Annotated in this window: 13 protein-coding genes and 1 pseudogene; 6 read left to right on the forward strand and 8 right to left on the reverse strand. The window is 64.9% G+C overall.

Features of this window, described 5'->3' with window-relative positions:
• The first annotated feature begins 35 nt into the window (after nucleotides 1-35).
• The 6 genes and pseudogenes from IPL75_19375 (at nucleotide 36) to IPL75_19400 (ending at nucleotide 1,907) form a co-directional block, all read left to right on the forward strand.
• Nucleotides 36-530, forward strand: coding sequence for a hypothetical protein (locus IPL75_19375; protein MBK9242359.1), 495 nt, complete (start codon nucleotides 36-38; stop codon nucleotides 528-530).
• On the forward strand, nucleotides 530-799 hold the full coding sequence (locus IPL75_19380; GenBank protein MBK9242360.1) for a hypothetical protein: 270 nt from the start codon (nucleotides 530-532) through the stop codon (nucleotides 797-799). Before IPL75_19375 ends, IPL75_19380 begins: the two co-directional genes overlap by 1 nt.
• Nucleotides 760-1,002, forward strand: coding sequence for a hypothetical protein (locus tag IPL75_19385; GenBank protein ID MBK9242361.1), 243 nt, complete (start codon nucleotides 760-762; stop codon nucleotides 1,000-1,002). Before IPL75_19380 ends, IPL75_19385 begins: the two co-directional genes overlap by 40 nt.
• Before the next feature lie 39 nt (nucleotides 1,003-1,041).
• The gene (locus IPL75_19390; protein ID MBK9242362.1) at nucleotides 1,042-1,392 is read left to right on the forward strand and encodes a DUF72 domain-containing protein; all 351 of its coding nucleotides are present in this window, start codon (nucleotides 1,042-1,044) and stop codon (nucleotides 1,390-1,392) included.
• Complete coding sequence (locus IPL75_19395) at nucleotides 1,326-1,733, forward strand: HRDC domain-containing protein (GenBank protein ID MBK9242363.1); 408 nt, start codon at nucleotides 1,326-1,328, stop codon at nucleotides 1,731-1,733. The genes IPL75_19390 and IPL75_19395 overlap by 67 nt, the downstream gene beginning before the upstream one ends.
• Before the next feature lie 45 nt (nucleotides 1,734-1,778).
• Nucleotides 1,779-1,907: pseudogene (locus tag IPL75_19400) on the forward strand (hypothetical protein).
• Between the two features lie 1,014 nt (nucleotides 1,908-2,921).
• Here IPL75_19400 and IPL75_19405 read toward each other — a convergent pair.
• The 8 genes from IPL75_19405 to IPL75_19440 are packed head-to-tail and all read right to left on the reverse strand — an operon-like array spanning nucleotide 2,922 to nucleotide 12,740.
• The gene (locus IPL75_19405; protein MBK9242364.1) at nucleotides 2,922-4,739 is read right to left on the reverse strand and encodes an ABC transporter ATP-binding protein; all 1,818 of its coding nucleotides are present in this window, start codon (nucleotides 4,737-4,739) and stop codon (nucleotides 2,922-2,924) included.
• Entirely contained in the window at nucleotides 4,736-5,902 is a 1,167-nt protein-coding gene (locus tag IPL75_19410) for a glycosyltransferase family 4 protein (GenBank protein MBK9242365.1), read from the reverse strand. Before IPL75_19410 ends, IPL75_19405 begins: the two co-directional genes overlap by 4 nt.
• Entirely contained in the window at nucleotides 5,899-7,260 is a 1,362-nt protein-coding gene (locus IPL75_19415; protein MBK9242366.1) for a tetratricopeptide repeat protein, read from the reverse strand. The genes IPL75_19410 and IPL75_19415 overlap by 4 nt, the downstream gene beginning before the upstream one ends.
• On the reverse strand, nucleotides 7,244-9,454 hold the full coding sequence (locus IPL75_19420; GenBank protein ID MBK9242367.1) for a glycosyltransferase family 2 protein: 2,211 nt from the start codon (nucleotides 9,452-9,454) through the stop codon (nucleotides 7,244-7,246). The genes IPL75_19415 and IPL75_19420 overlap by 17 nt, the downstream gene beginning before the upstream one ends.
• Complete coding sequence (locus IPL75_19425) at nucleotides 9,444-10,607, reverse strand: serine kinase (protein MBK9242368.1); 1,164 nt, start codon at nucleotides 10,605-10,607, stop codon at nucleotides 9,444-9,446. The genes IPL75_19420 and IPL75_19425 overlap by 11 nt, the downstream gene beginning before the upstream one ends.
• On the reverse strand, nucleotides 10,589-11,014 hold the full coding sequence (locus IPL75_19430; GenBank protein MBK9242369.1) for a PqqD family protein: 426 nt from the start codon (nucleotides 11,012-11,014) through the stop codon (nucleotides 10,589-10,591). Before IPL75_19430 ends, IPL75_19425 begins: the two co-directional genes overlap by 19 nt.
• Nucleotides 11,011-11,733, reverse strand: a complete 723-nt coding sequence (locus tag IPL75_19435; GenBank protein ID MBK9242370.1) for a glycosyltransferase family 2 protein — start codon at nucleotides 11,731-11,733, stop codon at nucleotides 11,011-11,013. Before IPL75_19435 ends, IPL75_19430 begins: the two co-directional genes overlap by 4 nt.
• A gap of 26 nt (nucleotides 11,734-11,759) precedes the next feature.
• Nucleotides 11,760-12,740, reverse strand: coding sequence for a nucleotidyltransferase family protein (locus tag IPL75_19440; protein ID MBK9242371.1), 981 nt, complete (start codon nucleotides 12,738-12,740; stop codon nucleotides 11,760-11,762).
• Nucleotides 12,741-12,810 lie beyond the last annotated feature (70 nt).

Here is a 12,810-nt window from a genome sequence, read left to right on the forward strand (position 1 = left end):
GAGGCTACCGGCCGAGCGACGCTATCATCGCAGACATGATAGCGCCCCCCGGGTTGTCGGTGGTCCTTGCCACCGATGCGGCAGCCACCATCAGTACGACGCTACGGCACCTGCACGCGCAGGGGGACCCGGCGAGGATCGAGCTGGTCATCGCCACGCTGGCCGGCGCAGTCCTGCACCGCGATGACCCGGGGCTTCGCGACTTCCCGTTCGTGCGCATCGTGCATGGCGACGATGGGATGAACATCGCGCGCGCTGAAGCGCAGGCTGTCGCGGCGGCGACAGCCCCGTGGGTCGTCTTCGCCGAAAGCTGCGCGTTTCCACGCCCCGGCTTCGTCGACGCGATGATCGGCGCGTGCCAATCGGACAGGTGGACAGTTGTCGGGCCTGCCATGCGAAATCGCAATCCTGCCAGCGACGCGAGCTGGGCGGCGATGCAGATCAACTACGGACGGTGGCAGGACATCTCGGGCGGGGAAATCGACCTCGGGTCCCCGGTCACAACAGCGCGTACCGCCGGGATGCGTTGATGGCGCTTGGCCCCGATCTGCCCGACCTGATGCAGTCACTGACTGCGGTGCAGGACGAGATCCGCACCCGCGGAGGCCTGATCTGCTTCGACCCGTCGGCCCAGGTCGAGATCCTCAACATCACCGGTCCCGGCTGGCATGCGATCGACCAGTTCGGCAAGGGCGGCAATTCGCCCGGATGCGTCGCAGACGATGGCCGGTGTTCCGTCGGCTCGTGTACGCGGCAGGCATGCCGCTGCTCCCCGCGGTCCGTCTCTTTCGGATCGTGATGGGCGGTGGCTCAACCTGCCGTGTTCGGGAACTGGCGCGGGGCCATCGATGCTCGTTGCTCGTCGCGGGCCTGGTCGCGGGCGCCGCTGGCGAGTGCCTGGGCTACCTCCGTGGTGGACCAGCCGGCGCGGGATTCTTCGAGCGGAACCTCCATCGGTCTCGGTACGCGAGTGGCGTTCACGACCAGATCCAGACGCCGTGACCGCGCCTCGCATGCTCCTGATGGCATCATGGCTGAAGGATGAGCATCCGCGTCGGCACCTCCGGCTGGAACTACCCCACGGGCAACGGCACGTGGAATGGGGTGTTCTATCCTGCGCGGCGGCCGCGCGGGTTTGATGAATTGCGCTACTACGCCGAGCATTTCGACATCGTTGAAGTGAACTCGACCTTCTACCGGATGCCGGATCCGGGATTGGTCGGCAAGTGGATCGGCCGCACACCGGCGGACTTCGAGTTCGCGATCAAGTTGTTTCAGAAGTTCACGCACCCGGACATGTATCTGGCCCGAGCCGGGGTGAAGGATTGGAGTCTGTCGCTGGGCGACGTGAGGAACTGGCCCTTCGCGCCCCGGCGAGTCTCGACGACCTGATCGCGATTCCCGGCATGACGCCCGGCCAGGTCCATCGCCATGGGCGGGGGCTGCTGTCGGCCATCCAGCGAGGGCTGCACGCGCCCGCCCCGCCCGCGCCGATCATCGAGGTGCCACCAGACGATGTGCTGGCTCGATACGACCGTCTGCATCAGTGGCGAAAGACGCGCGCGAATGCGCGCGGCGTGGAATCGGACGTCATCCTGCCTCGCACAACCCTCCGCGACCTGTCGCAGCGTCCACCGCGCACCCTGGCCGATCTGGCCGAGATTGCCGACTTTGGCCCGCGGCGGCGGGAGTTGTACGGGGTGGAGATTCTGGCGGTCGTGTCTGAAGGATGAGCATCCGCGTCGGCACCTCCGAAGGAGGCCTCCCCTGGCGCTGACGCCTGCAAGGACTGCCACGCGGCCCAGTTCACTTCCTGGGCCCTGACCAAACACACCAAGGCGCTCAACGGCGGGCCTCGCGCCACTCATCGCGCAGGCCGCGGCAGACCCGCATTGGAATCCACGTGAGGGACGGCAGATTCCAGCGCGCCACCAGATGGCCGGGCAGGTGCTTGATCGCCAAAGCCTGCGATCGTGGTTCACCGACCGCCTCACGATAGGCCCTCCAGTGCGCGGCCACGCGCCGGCCCATGCCGCCGGCGGCGGTCGTCGCCGGTGGTAACCCAGCCACGGGCCACTCCGCGATCACCGATGCGGGGAAGAGCCGAGGCAGCAGTGCATGCAACCGCGCGAAATACTCGCTCCAGCCAGGGGCAAGAGGTGCGTGCTCCGCGCGGACGCTCACGCGACGCCAATCGACCGGACCAGGCATCGCGTCCAACATGAGCAACACGTCCACGATCCGCCTGAAGGGATTGCCGTTCAGTGGTTGCCGGCAGAGTTCATGGACGGTATCGTCGGCGTTCATCATCAACAGCGGCACCAGGCCCAGTTGGCCCTGCACAGCCCGCTGCCACACCTCGTCAGGAAATCGGCCGCCGCGGTCGCGCTGATTCGCCTGCCACAACAGCCGCAGTTCCTGGCCATCGGGACCGCGCCACGTCACGGTCCCACCGGTCCTCACGTAGCCGGCCAGCGCCCAGTGGGGCAACCGCACGGAACTGCTCCCCGCCTGACGCCAAAGGCAGCGAACCGCGGCTTCGGCCTGCTCGGCACGCACGGCACAGACCAGCGCCGCGTCCGGAGGGATCACGGCGCGTGGCTCGAAGAGCGGCAATGTGCCAGGTGGCACGATCAGCATCTCGACATTGGCCGCAGCGAGTTGTTGCAGGACCGGCTGCAGGCGGGCCGCCCGGCGCTGGTTGGCATACCAGGCCTGTCTCCCGATTCCGCTCAGCCGAGGCAGCAATGAGTCGGTCTCGCCCAGTGTCTGCAAGTTTCGGCACGCGCGCGGCATGAGACGAAACGCATCGTGATCGAGATGCGCTTCCCAGTCGACAGCGGACCGCCACCGGCGCCAGGCATCAACAGCCGTCCGGTCAGCGGCGAAGGCGGCGCGCAGCACGTCTTCCTGGAGCGGCGTCACGTCACACCCAGATGGCGTCGGTGCAAGTCATAAAGCGCCGCGTAGCGGCCGCCCACCTGAATCAGTTCCTCGTGCGAACCGCTCTCAACCACCTGGCCTCCATCAAGCACCAGGATGCGGTCCGCCATGCGCACGGTCGAGAAGCGGTGCGAAATCAGCAGGATCGTTCGACCTTCGGCCAGCGCCCGGTAACGCAGGAATAGCTGGTATTCGGTGTCGATGTCCAGATTTGCAGTCGGCTCATCGAGGATCAGGATCGGGGCGTCGCGGGCGATGGCCCTGGCGATCGCCAGTTGCTGCCACTGCCCCCCCGAAGGCTGGTATTGGCCGAATGTCCGGCCGAGCAGTGTGTGGTAGCCCTGCGGCATGGCGCGCACCATGTCATCGACACCGGCCGCGCGCGCCACCGCCTCAATCCCCGCATCGTCACCCTGCAGACGTTCCCAGTCCCCGAATGCGATGTTGTCGGCGACGGTCGCGTCGTACCGGCCGAAATTCTGGAACAGGCAGGTCACCTGGCTCCGAAGGAAACTCGGGTCGATCTCCCGGGCGCTGACGTCGTCGAACAACACCGCACCGCCTGTGGGTTCATGGAGGCCCGTGACCAACTTGGCGATAGTGGTTTTGCCGGCGCCGTTGTCTCCAACCAGAGCGACTGTCTCTCCGGGTTCAATCGCGAACGACAGGTTCACCAATGTCGGCGTGTCAGCTCCCGGATAGGTGAAGGTCACGTCGCGAAACGCAATGCGGCCGGAAAAGGGCACGCGCCGTTCTCCCAACCGCCGTGGGGCATCAATCGGCAGGGCGAGGAATGCACGCAGATTGCCCACATGCAGCAGATCCCACCGCAGGCCGGCCATGAGCAGGATGCTGCCCTCGACCATGGAGCGCAGTTGGGTGGCGGCGCTGCCGTAGATCGCGAGGTCGCCAATCGTCAGTCGGCCCCCGACAATCGCAAAAGCCGCGCGGCTCATCGCGAGATAGATCGCCACGACCGACACGAGAGCAAACACGAGGTTGCCAGCAAACTCGAACCGTTGATACTTCGCCAGCACCTCGCGAAACCCGGCCATCAGCACACGAGCCCGGTCAAGAAACAACGGGGCGAGACCGCCCAACTTGATCTCGGCAGCCTGTTCCTGGCTGCTCAGGCGTCCGGCGTAGTACTCGATCCAGCGCTGGCTCTTGATCCGCGCGTCAACTTCCTGGAACTGCCGTCGCGACAGCCGCCACTGAAATAGCAGGTAGGGGATTCCGACCGGGACCAGCAGCACGAACAGCAGAGGCTCAATCACAAACAGGATCGCCGCCAGCGACACGATCTGGACGCCCCGGGACATCAGGTCGAGGGTGTACGCCAGGCAGTGCGCGACATGTATCTCGGGACTCTCCTGCGCGCGACGGAGAGCATCATGGAAGAGCGGTTCTTCGAAGCGGGCAAAGGGCGCTGCGGCGCTGTGCCGCAGGATGTCCAGCCGAAGGCGATGGAGCAGCTCAATCTCGAAGCGCCGTGCGAGATACCGCGTGGCCGACCCCGTGACCACGATGCCCATCGTCATTGCGAAAGCCAGCAACAGCCAGAGGTAGACGGTCTCCGGCCGGAAGGTGCTTGCGCCCGCCAGGCCCTGGCTGACAGCGTTGACCAGTCCGCGGATGGCGAGTGCCGTGCCTGCCGGAAAGACGGTGGCGGCCAGCGCGTTGGCCCACGCTGCGACATACAGCCTGGGGCGTGTCGTCCGGCAGATCCCGAATGCCCATCGCACGCGTTGAAAGGTTTCGCGCCATCCCGCGCTGTTCTGGAGGGGTTCGCTCATCGTGCAGGGACCAATGCTCGTTGGATCAAGTGAAGATACTTCTCCATCATCGGTGCCTCACGAAAGAGAGCCTGAGCGCGGTCACGGCACTGCCGCCCAAGCGCCTTCCGACGGTCTTCATCCATCGCGAGACAGGCGATGGCTTCGGCGAGCTGCACAGCCACGGCCCCATTCTGACGCGGGTTGGGGAGCAACCAGCCGGAATCGCCGAGGGCCTCCGGGATGCCGCTGACGGCGGTGGCAATGACCGGCAGGCCCTTCGCCATGGCCTCCAGCACCGCCAGGGGCATGCCCTCGAACTGCGAGGGCAGCACAAAGATATCAGCGGCGTCGAGCAGCACCGGAACATCGTCGCGATTCGCAAGCACGTGAACGGCGCGGTCGACCTTGAGCAGCTTCGTCAGCTGCCGAAGCCGCGTCTCCAGGGGCCCGCCACCGACCCAGACAAAATGCAGCGCGGGCCAGACGGGAGATGATTCGAGTATTCGGAACGCCTCAAACTGGTATTGATAGCCCTTTACCGCGTCGAAGCGCCCAACCGTGATGCAGACAACGGCGTCCTGGGGGATCTGCAACTCCTCGCGGAGCTGCACGCGCACCGCCGCCGACGGCTCGACAAAGAACCGATCCGGCCGGCCATTGTGGATGACGCAACCAAGCTCCGCGGGCAGGCCGAAGCAGGCGTGCAAGAGGTCGAGGTTCTCCTTCGAGACGGCGATCACCCCGGTGGCTCGCCGGAAGGCCTCTGGCAGGCGCGGCAGGTGGGCCGAAAACGCCATCGCCCATGACGCCGTGACACAGTGAACGATGGTCAGATACGGGATTCCTCGCTCGGCCGCCACTTCCTTGGCCGAGAGGCTCGACACCGGCGCTCCGTCGCTGAAGACGACGAGGTCCGGGTCCAGCGCGGCCAGAATGCGTTCAGGCTCCGCACGGTCAGTCAGCGCTCGAGCAGGGTGTGTGTAATCCCACAAGTTGTCCGGCGCGAGCCAGCGATGGGTGATGCCCTTCGACTCACGCTCAGCGACGAGATGATGTTCCGCGTACGGCTGGACGACAGTGACCTGGTAGCCCGCGCCGCTCAGTGCGAGGCTGAGCGCGTGCGTACACTGTTCGGCGCCGTAGATGCCGGCCATGTCGGTGTAGAGCACGATGTGCGTCATAGCCGCTGGTAGACCTCGCTCGCCTCGACACTCCGGCGGAAGCAGCCGAGGTCCAGCTTATCCCTGGTGTCGCAGCCCAGCAGATACTCGTGTGCGGCGCGCAGGCGGCCCACATCCATCGCCTTGGCCGCCGCATCGGCCAGATCGGTGTAGTAGAGCGGATACCGCTCGCCCAGATACTCCACCACGGCCGGAAGCGGATTGATGAGCAACGGCGTGGCGCGGGCGATGCACTCGACGACGGTGTTATTGGCACTCGCGTCGTGGAGTTCAACGAAGACAATGTTCTCGGCCAGCAGGTCGTCGTACGCGTCGTTGGGAATGTGTGCGCACGTCTCGACGTCGCTGACACCCGGGTCCACGGTGATCCCGAGCGCGGTGCATTCGCGGCCCAGCAGTTCGCGCAGGTGCGCGTCGGCGCCCGCCGCGAAGTTGGGCACGAGGCGCAGCTTCCGATAGCCGAGCGGATTGCTCCCCAGCGGCAGGCGGTAGATCGCACTGAGGCTGCGCAGCCACCAACCGGCCTGGACGATGCGCTTGTCGGGATTGGCGAGAAAGCGATCGAAACTGAATGACACAGACGGCTGCACGGTGGGGTGGATGAGCGCCGAGACGGGCTTGCCGGTGGCCTGCCTCAGCCAGTTCGCCAGATATTCCGAGAGAGTGAAGAGACCCCGGCAGTGCCGCAGGCTCTCGTGCCAGACCGGCTTGGCAAAGATGGTCTGCGGCGCCTTGTCGTAGTGAAACCATCGCGGCATGTCAGGTGGGTTATGCAGAAACCCCACCCACGGTTCCGTGAAGGGCACCACATGGAGTTCCTCCGAGGTGAGTCGCCCGTCATACGTTCGACGTCGCAGTGCCTCCAGAAGGCCAGGACCGCTGCGAATGCCGCTGCGCGGGTGCTGTATCGCGAAGGGCTCATCGATGAATCCTTCGAAGAGGACGCCCTCCGCGTTGTGTAGCGGATGGAGGGATCGCATCGCATCGCGCCAGCCGCTTCGATGATGCGCCCGGTCATCTCGGGTCCGAAACTTGAGTCTTCCCTCAGGGTGGCTCGGCAAGTCGACAGGCTCGTGGCCCAGTCCGGCCAATGCGCGCACAAGTCGCCAGTCTTCCTGCAGGCGACCATCCGAGGGTCTGGCCGCGACGGCCATCGCCAGATGGTCAATCGCGGACCGAAAGTCGCTCCGCCGCACGTGCCAGTACGCCAACTGGCGGTGTGCTTCCCCATGCCCGGCGTCGAGGGCGAGCGCCCGTTGCAGGTGCGTGAGTGCGATGGCGTCCCGTCCTCGATCCAGCCAGGCCAGGCCCAGGAGGCTCTCGCGATCGGCGTCGCTCATCTCAGGGACAGAACTCATCCTGGACGCCCTTCAAGACCTGGGTCAGCACCCTCAAGACTCGCTCCGGCGGCGCCCCGGCGACCGCGGCCCTCAGGTTGGCGAGCGCGGCTGCCTCATTGCCTTCGCGAAGAAACTGCCGCGCCATCCCGAGTGCGTACAGGCAGCACCGCTCCCGCGCCTTGCTCGACAATCGATCGGTGTCCGCGGGCGGCAGGTACGCCTGCGAAATCTCCACGGCCCGAAGGCTGTGCGCGACCTGCTCGCCGGTCCGCTCAAGGCGTGTTGACTCGGCAGATTCGTCACGACCAATCGAGACCAGCACCTCTGGCACGTACCACACGGGAAAGTGAACGGCGATCCGCTTCCACATCTCCCAATCGAACGCCGACAGTGCTTCGGCGCAGAACCCGCCCACCGACTCGTATGCGCTGCGCCTGACCACCATCGACGAAAACTGGACCCGGCACTCGACACTGATGCGCGCGAGCCAGTCAGCAATGATTCCAGGCGTTTCCCGTTCTGCCCACGATCGCCAGTCGGTCGTTTCGCCGCGGCCCTGCGTCACAACCGCATGCTGGCTGAACGCCGCGCCGATCTGCGGCGCCTGCGAGATGCCGTCGCGGATCGCTGCGTAGAACCCCGGCTCGACCCAGTCATCGTCGTGAAGGATGTGGACCCACTCGCCCCTGGCCCGCTCGATGCAGAGATTGAAGATGTGCGGATGGCCCACGTTCTCAGAAAGACAATGGAGGTGCACCCGGTCACCGGCAAGCGCTTGCAACCGGAGGCCCAGGTCGCCCTGGATTTCCGGATCGGCGCCGTCATTGATCACCTCGATCTGCATATCCGGCGTGGCCTGCTGAAGCACGCTTCCCACGACACGTTCGAGATTGTGCAACCGGCGGTAGACCGTGATCATCACGGACCAGAACGGACGAGGAGTGGTCAGGCTCACTGGCGCGATGAGGGGAAACGTTACGGGCGTCGCCGCAGGTTCCGGTCGCATCACGCCGAGTTCCCTCAGCTGTGTGATGCCCTCAAAGCGAACCGAATGCGCCGGGTCGTGTAGTGACACCGACTCGTCCTCAGCCAACTTCGCCGCGTAGGCCTTGTATTGCGTGGCGCCCATCGCGTGCACTTCCCGGCGGGCCTCCTCGCGAGCGTAAGGCAAGAACGACGCCAGAAACTTGAAGTGCAGCAGGCACACCTGTTCGTGGGCGATGCGCTCGTACGGAATCGTCGTCAGGTGCTGGCCGCTGGCGAGCACCACCCGCGGTTGGTACCGCAGCAGCGGCACCTTGCTCAGCAGGTAGTTCTGTGGTCCCGGAAAGACCCGCTGCCTGGCGCCGCCAAAGAAGATCGTCTGATTGCGGTACTGGCCGGCACGCTCGTCGCGCGTGTGGCAGAACCGTCGATCGAAGTAGGCGCACACCTCGATCGGATCCGCACCTTCATCGCAGAACGTTTCGCGAACCGCGCGGTCGCTGTACATGTCCAGCAGCACGCCGCTCGCGGCCTCCATCCCTCGTGCGTCAAGGTCGCGGCACAATGCGTGGAGCGACCGGTCCGGATAGCCGTCGTAGACCATGAACTCGTCCGCGTCGACCGTGAGGCACCAGTGGCCGATGCCATGGCGCCGCAACAACAACTCGAACCAGACCGATCCAAAGTTCGCCCGCTTGAACGACAGCGGCGACTGCCAGACATGCACATCCGGCTGGGTGAGCAGCCACTCGGCCGTGCCGTCACTGGAGTCGTTGTCGACGAAGAAGAACCGGTCCACGCCAAGGCGGCGATAGTGCGCGAGGAATCCTGGAAGGCGCGGGCGTTCGTTGCGGACCGCGACGCAGCAGAGGATCTCATCCTGCGCCACCACCAGATCTCGACTGTCGGTCCGCGAAAGCTGGTAGTGGGCGTACGCGTCGTCGAGCGTGCCCTGTTCTTCAAGCCCGGTGATCAGCATCTTGTGCAGTTCAGCCAGTTCCATGAATCGGGTGAGGCCGTCGTGGCACAGGGCAATCACATCGGCCCAGCGATGGAGCTGCATGAAGAGTTGCCCCAGTTCGAGATACACCTCGAAATAGCTGGGGTCGGCCTGGAGAGCCCTGTGAAATTCGACAACGGCCTGCTTGAGGCGGCGACGTTTGATCCAGCCGAGCGCCATCGCCCGGTGGCCTTGCGCAAGGCGACGACGCGCCTCGTCAGTGGGCATTCGTTGGCGCCTGACTCGTCGCAGCAGCCGGCCGCTCGTGGCTGGTCGGCGGTGTCCCATCGAGGAATTGCTCAATCACTCCAGGGATTTTGTCGATGTCTGTTCCCAGCCCGATTTCGAAAGCCGGAATGCTGCGGGACAGGTTCACAAGCGCCTGGAACGCCGTCCGCTCGTTGCCCGCGAGTTGAAAGATGGTGCTCGGCGCGAGCGCCTTGAATGCCGCCGCCGCCGAGGCAGGTTGGATCGTTGTTTCTGGGCGGCCCGTGACCCGGGGAATCAGGATGCCCTTGAGCGGCATTGAAGCGAGCATCTTCCCTGGTGAGTGCTGGTGCAGGAACATCATCGCCCGTTCCAGGGAGCCACCTTCGCCGACGCGTTCCACGTGGTCCATGAAGGACTCGACATGGGCGAAGCGCTCCACATCCTGGTCGCCCTTGAGCTTGACCGTGTTGTAGAGGCTGTGCGCGTCACCGGTGGCCTGATCCACCGCACAATAGTCGTCGCCCACGATCCCCAGTGCCGAGGAGAGGCACGCCAGGGTCGTCGTCGATTTGCCGCTGCCGCCCTGGCCCGGGAGGATCACGCCACCGGTTTCATGGCCGACAGCCGCCGCATGAATGATGATGCACCCACGTCGGCCCAGCCACCAATTGAGCAGGTTGGTGAGCGGGTAGCCCCGCTCGTAGTAGGGAGTCTGGACCGCGTCGTTGACCCAGTACAGCGCGTGGTTGGCTTCGGTATCGAGCACGCTGAGAATGTCGGGGCCGAGATGAAAGGCGGTCTGGATGTGGCCGCCGTGATAGCCCTTGATCTCGCGCCGGCTGAGCAGGTGTTCCCACCAGTTCGTGCGGAGCAGATCCACCAGGCTCCTGACGAGGAGCGGCAGGCGCGCACCTGTCGACGCGCTGTCAAACAAGTCAATGGTGAGGTCAGGCGTCGGTGCAGGCTGGGCCTGGAGGTGGGCCAGTGCGGGATCGATCACCGGCACAAGCGCGGGCCCTGCGAATCGCAACCGGACGCTCCGGCCCGCGATTCGATAGTGCTTCTCGATCGTTCCGCTCGCCTGTGCAGCGCGCCGGAATCCTTCCTTGACCGCTTCGAAGAAAGCGATCCGATCGGCCGAGAGATCGCCGTCTACTTGACGTTCGGCCATCCCGAGTCCTCAACCTCATGGATCGGGTCGACCAGAAGCAACTGTTCCATATCGGTGTACTTCTGCAACACGGGATCGCTGTAGGCGGTTGAAGGTGGCTCGGAGGCAACGGACGGCGAAAGGGATTCGTCGGGTCCAGGCACTGCGGCAATGAGCTTCTCTTCCTGCAACTGCCGCACGAACGCCTCGATGCCCGCGGCGATCTGATCGCGGTCTCCCTGGTACCGGGAGGCCGCGTCGGCGATCAGGGCGGCGAGTGTCCGGCCGGCGACAAGTTGTGCCCACACGCCCGCACCGACGCCGCCCGCGCTGTAGTAGGTGCCGTTGTCCAGATTCACGATGACCACCTCTCCATCGATGGTCTCGTGCATGACATTGGTTCCCTCGATTCGATACGTGTCGCTCATACGCTGGCGTCTCCGGTGGCCGAGGCTGATTGAGCCAGCCGTCGGCGGTCAATGATGGCCTTCAGGGCCCGCAGGCGATCTCCTGAGGCGTCGGCATGTGTGAGGCTGAAGTTGCTGCGATGCAGGCGGCGACGGTAGACGACGTCCGGCATCATCGTCACCGTGAGGTCGCACTCCTGCAGCCGTGCCTGCCACCCAATCTCGGTGCCGACCGGGTACTGGGGGTCAAAAGGCCCGACGTGGTCGAACCCGGCGCGGCGAATGAGCATGGACGTTGGAAGCGGCGCCGGCAGGATTCCCTCTGCCGTCTTGAGCCGCTGCCGGAATTCTGGTTCAATCTCCGGGCTGAAGAACTGCTCGGCGTGGCCGTAGACGACATCGGTTTCCGGCCGAGCGGCAAAGACGGCCATCTGCCGCGTCAGTTTGCCAGGCATCCAGACATCGTCTGAATCGAGAAACGCCAGGAACGCACCGGTCGCCAGCCTGACGCCCGTATTTCGCGCACCGGCGATTCCCATATTGTCCTGGTAGAAGTAGCGGATGTTGCCGCCCATCCCGCGAACAACCGAGGGCGTCGCATCGGTCGACCCGTCATCGACCACAATCAACTCGACCGGCGTGTAGTCCTGATTCAGGACACTCGCGATCGCGTCTTCCAGGTACTGGACCCGGTTAAACGTGGGGATGATCACACTGATCAAGGATTGACTGGTGGGCACGCTGATTTTCGATTTTATACTACCGCTCACCGGCTCAGGCGGCGCCCCGTGACGCCCGGATGCGCGAGGGCGCGTACCGGCAGCGTCAGCGCCCACCAGATCAGCGAGACCGGCAGCGGCGAGTCGAACAGCCCCCAGGCCAGGCGTTTTCGTGGCCACTCACGGGCATCCGGGGCCAGCACCTGGGCCAGCAATTGCCTCGCGAGAGTGCCCTCGGCAGCGCCGATAGGCGCCGCAGGCCCAGGCTCGATTGTCACAGGACCAAACAGGCCGCGCGAAACAGCGAAGACGATCCGGCAGACACGTGCTGTGTGCTCGGCCTGGCGTCGTTCCCAGAAGGCGGCCCAGTCGTACTCGGCTGGGAAGCGCCGCTGCAGCAGGTGGATCTCGAAGAACGTTCGTAGCTTCAGGGATCCGTTCTGCAGGTCGGAAGGAACCGAGAGGATGTTGGCCAGCAGCGTGTATTCATCCGACAAGCCCTGTAGTGGCGCGCCGCCAGGCGTCTGCCTCTCCGTGCGTTCGCGCCACATGCGCTCGTGATCAAGTGTGAGTGATGGATGCCGCTGCAGACTCCAGTGCGGCTCAAGGGCAAAGGTCTCGCTCTCGTACTCCAGCTGATACAGCACTCGCCGCGATAACGTCATGGGCAGCAGGAGTCGAGAGCGACGACGATAGCCGAGAGCGTCGAAGGCCGAAGCGTAGTCCGTCGTCACAGACTCGGGAATCAGGAGGTCGATGTCGTGAGTGGCCCGACTGCCGAGTTGCGGGTAAAGCGAGTTGGCAAGCAGCGGTCCCTTGAAGAAGAGACAGGGCATCCCCCGAGACTCGAGCTGGCCGGCGATGCGCTCCATTTCACGGAACAGCCGTCCATTCCAGGACCACTGCTGCAGATAGACATGCCGCGCGTGAGACAGGAACCCCTGGGGAACGATGTCCGCAAACGTCCGTACGTGCAGACTCGCCCAGAGGTAACCGGTCAGGCGATGGTCGTCGGCAAGAGCTGTCAACGTGGGCCAGTGAACGTGACCCTGGGCAAGAAGACGACGAACCTCGGAGTGGTCGTTCCGCTCCAGAGAC

The sequence above is a fragment of the Acidobacteriota bacterium genome, from assembly GCA_016716905.1.
In the GTDB taxonomy this organism is placed as follows: domain Bacteria; phylum Acidobacteriota; class Vicinamibacteria; order Vicinamibacterales; family SCN-69-37; genus SYFT01.

Coding starts and splice junctions, on each gene's coding strand:
- IPL75_19390 (MBK9242362.1), top strand. CDS start 1,042: ATGAGCATCCGCGTCGGCACCTCCGGCTGGAACTACCCCACGGGCAAC.
- IPL75_19385 (MBK9242361.1), top strand. CDS start 760: ATGCCGCTGCTCCCCGCGGTCCGTCTCTTTCGGATCGTGATGGGCGGT.
- IPL75_19420 (MBK9242367.1), bottom strand. CDS start 9,454: ATGCCCACTGACGAGGCGCGTCGTCGCCTTGCGCAAGGCCACCGGGCG.
- IPL75_19425 (MBK9242368.1), bottom strand. CDS start 10,607: ATGGCCGAACGTCAAGTAGACGGCGATCTCTCGGCCGATCGGATCGCT.
- IPL75_19405 (MBK9242364.1), bottom strand. CDS start 4,739: ATGAGCGAACCCCTCCAGAACAGCGCGGGATGGCGCGAAACCTTTCAA.
- IPL75_19415 (MBK9242366.1), bottom strand. CDS start 7,260: ATGAGTTCTGTCCCTGAGATGAGCGACGCCGATCGCGAGAGCCTCCTG.
- IPL75_19430 (MBK9242369.1), bottom strand. CDS start 11,014: ATGAGCGACACGTATCGAATCGAGGGAACCAATGTCATGCACGAGACC.
- IPL75_19380 (MBK9242360.1), top strand. CDS start 530: ATGGCGCTTGGCCCCGATCTGCCCGACCTGATGCAGTCACTGACTGCG.
- IPL75_19410 (MBK9242365.1), bottom strand. CDS start 5,902: ATGACGCACATCGTGCTCTACACCGACATGGCCGGCATCTACGGCGCC.
- IPL75_19375 (MBK9242359.1), top strand. CDS start 36: ATGATAGCGCCCCCCGGGTTGTCGGTGGTCCTTGCCACCGATGCGGCA.